Annotated in this window: 4 protein-coding genes; all 4 read left to right on the forward strand. The window is 63.7% G+C overall.

The features are described from left to right. Nucleotides 1-802: RNB domain-containing ribonuclease (locus JOZ76_RS10530; protein WP_291698570.1), on the forward strand; the 802-nt coding region annotated here is incomplete at its 5' end. Beyond that, nucleotides 799-1,233, forward strand: coding sequence for a DUF983 domain-containing protein (locus tag JOZ76_RS10535; RefSeq protein ID WP_441300010.1), 435 nt, complete (start codon nucleotides 799-801; stop codon nucleotides 1,231-1,233). The genes JOZ76_RS10530 and JOZ76_RS10535, both read left to right, overlap by 4 nt. Nucleotides 1,234-1,263: 30 nt before the next feature. Next, on the forward strand, nucleotides 1,264-2,016 hold the full coding sequence (locus JOZ76_RS10540; protein ID WP_291698572.1) for an NUDIX hydrolase: 753 nt from the start codon (nucleotides 1,264-1,266) through the stop codon (nucleotides 2,014-2,016). Nucleotides 2,017-2,056: 40 nt separating this feature from the next. Next, nucleotides 2,057-2,209 carry a hypothetical protein gene (locus JOZ76_RS10545; RefSeq protein ID WP_291698573.1) on the forward strand — a complete coding sequence of 51 codons (153 nt, stop codon included), beginning with the start codon at nucleotides 2,057-2,059 and terminating at the stop codon, nucleotides 2,207-2,209. Nucleotides 2,210-2,420: the final 211 nt, after the last annotated feature.

The raw sequence follows: 2,420 nt of genomic DNA on the forward strand, positions 1-2,420 counted from the left end.
GCTCGATCTGCCTTTCGCCAAGGGCGGCCCGCTGCGCCCGTCGCTGTTCAATCGCGTGCTCGCCAACGTGCAGGGCGCGGACTACGAGGCCCTGGTCAATGAGGTGATCCTGCGCTCCCAGGCGCAGGCGGAATATTCCGCCGAAAATTATGGGCATTTCGGCCTCAACCTGCGCCGCTACGCGCATTTCACCTCGCCGATCCGGCGCTACGCCGACCTGATCGTGCACCGCGCCCTGATCCGCGGCCTTGGCCTCGGCGAAGGCGCGCTGCCCGAAGGCGCAACACCGGATGAGCTGAGCGAGGTGGCCGCGCAGATCTCGGTGACCGAACGGCGCGCCATGAAGGCCGAGCGTGAAACCGCCGACCGCCTGATCGCCCATCATCTCGCCGACCGGGTCGGCGCCACGTTTCAGGGCCGCATTTCCGGCGTCACGCGCGCCGGCCTGTTCGTCAAGCTCGACGATACGGGCGCCGACGGACTGGTGCCGATCCGCACCCTCGGCACGGAATATTTCAACTATGACGAAGCAAGGCACGCGCTGGTCGGATCGCGCAGCGGTGCCATGCACCGGCTGGGGGACGTCGTCGATGTCCGTCTGGTAGAAGCTGCGCCAGTCGCAGGCGCACTGCGGTTCGAGCTGCTCGGCGCGGCCGAGACCGCGCCGCGCGACCGGCGCCGCGGCGTGCCGAAGGCAGCACGCGGCCAGAAGCAGGCCGCCAAGGTCAAGCGCGAGACGGGCCGCAAGACGGACAAGAAGCGCGCCGGAAAGGCGAAGAAAGGCAAGTCATGGAAGCGATGACCACCACCAAGACGATGACTTGGACGCGCGAGACCGGACTTGCCGAAAAGCGCGACGTCTGGGCTGCGATGAAGCGCGGTTTTCGTGGCCGCTGCCCGCGCTGCGGCGAAGGAAAACTGTTTCGCGCCTTCCTGAAGACGGCGGATTCCTGCTCGCATTGCGGTCAGGATTTTTCCGCGCACCGGGCCGACGACTTGCCCGCCTATCTCGTGATCGTCATTGTCGGGCATATCGTGGTGCCCTTCGCATTGTTCATCGAGACCAATTATTCGCCGCCGGTACCGCTGCAGCTTGCGGTCTATCTGCCTTTCACCTTCCTGGCCTCGCTGGTGCTGCTGCAGCCGGTCAAGGGGACCGTCGTGGCCCTGCAATGGGCGCTGCGCATGCACGGTTTTGACGAGAACCCGCCGGAGCATATTCCGCCGGTCTAAGAAAAGCAGACCGATCGATTGGGGATGGAGATGAGCGACGCCGCGCAGGCCATCAAAGACGACAAGGTGGAGGAGAAAGAGGCCGACCATCATCCCTATTACCGGCCGAAGGACGCCGCGACGCTGATCCTGGTCGACCGCTCTGGCGCGGTGCCAAAAGTGCTGGTCGGCCGGCGCCACGATAAGGTGGTGTTCATGCCCGGAAAATTCGTCTTCCCCGGCGGCCGCGTCGACAAATCTGATTATCGCATCCCGGTGGCAGCTCCGATTCCCGGAGAGCTCGAAGCAAAACTGCTGCAAGGCAGCCCCAAGATCTCGCCCTCGCGCGCAAAATCGTTGGCGGTGGCGGCGATCCGCGAGGCCTGCGAGGAGACCGGTCTTTGCCTTGGGCGCAAGACGGAAGGTCGTGCAAAGCTCGACGGGCCCTGGCAGCCGTTTTCGGATGCCGGCCTGCTGCCCGATCCATCCGGACTGTTTTTTGTCGCTCGCGCCATCACCCCGCCCGGCCGGGTCAGGCGCTTTGACACGCGCTTCTTCACCGCGGATGCCTCCGCCATCACTCATCGCGTCGACGGCGTGGTGCATGCGGATGCCGAGCTCGTCGAACTGGTCTGGGTCGAGATCGGCTCGAAGCCGCTCGCGGATCTGCATCCGATGACGAAGAATGTGCTCGGCGAGCTGGAGCGGCGGCTGGCGACAGGTCCGCTGCGCCATGACGCCGCGGTGCCGTTTTTTCATTTCTACGGCGGACGGATGCACCGGGACGTGCTGGGTGAGATGTGATAAGCTCTCGAAGCAACCTGTCGGGGAGCGATGAGGCGATTTGCAAAACAGCTGCTGGCGTCCGCAGCCGTTGCCGTCGAACCATTCGCCGCTGTTCGCGCCGGTGCAAAACCGACCGACCATCAAGACCGGCATAACCGCGATCACGCTGGCCGTGCTCTCCGCCTTCGACGAGCACACCAAGGGGAATTAGTCCTTCCGTCGTTGTGAGATTTGGTTTTCTTTCAATCTAGGGGCGACCACGAGGGTCGCCCCTACATCGTTAACGTCATCGTCAACGGTCATCGTTAACGTCATCGTCAATGGTCATCGTCAACGGCCATCGTCGAAGGTAGGGGCGCCTCGTGGTCGCCCCTAGATTGAAAGAAAACCAAATCTCACAACGACGGAAGGACTAATTCCCC

Source organism: Bradyrhizobium sp. (genome assembly GCF_019244115.1).
In the GTDB taxonomy this organism is placed as follows: domain Bacteria; phylum Pseudomonadota; class Alphaproteobacteria; order Rhizobiales; family Xanthobacteraceae; genus Bradyrhizobium.

Bases quoted from the DNA above. Each gene is read 5' to 3' on its own strand.
- JOZ76_RS10535 (WP_441300010.1), top strand. From the start codon at position 799: ATGACCACCACCAAGACGATGACTTGGACGCGCGAGACCGGACTTGCC.
- JOZ76_RS10540 (WP_291698572.1), top strand. From the start codon at position 1,264: ATGAGCGACGCCGCGCAGGCCATCAAAGACGACAAGGTGGAGGAGAAA.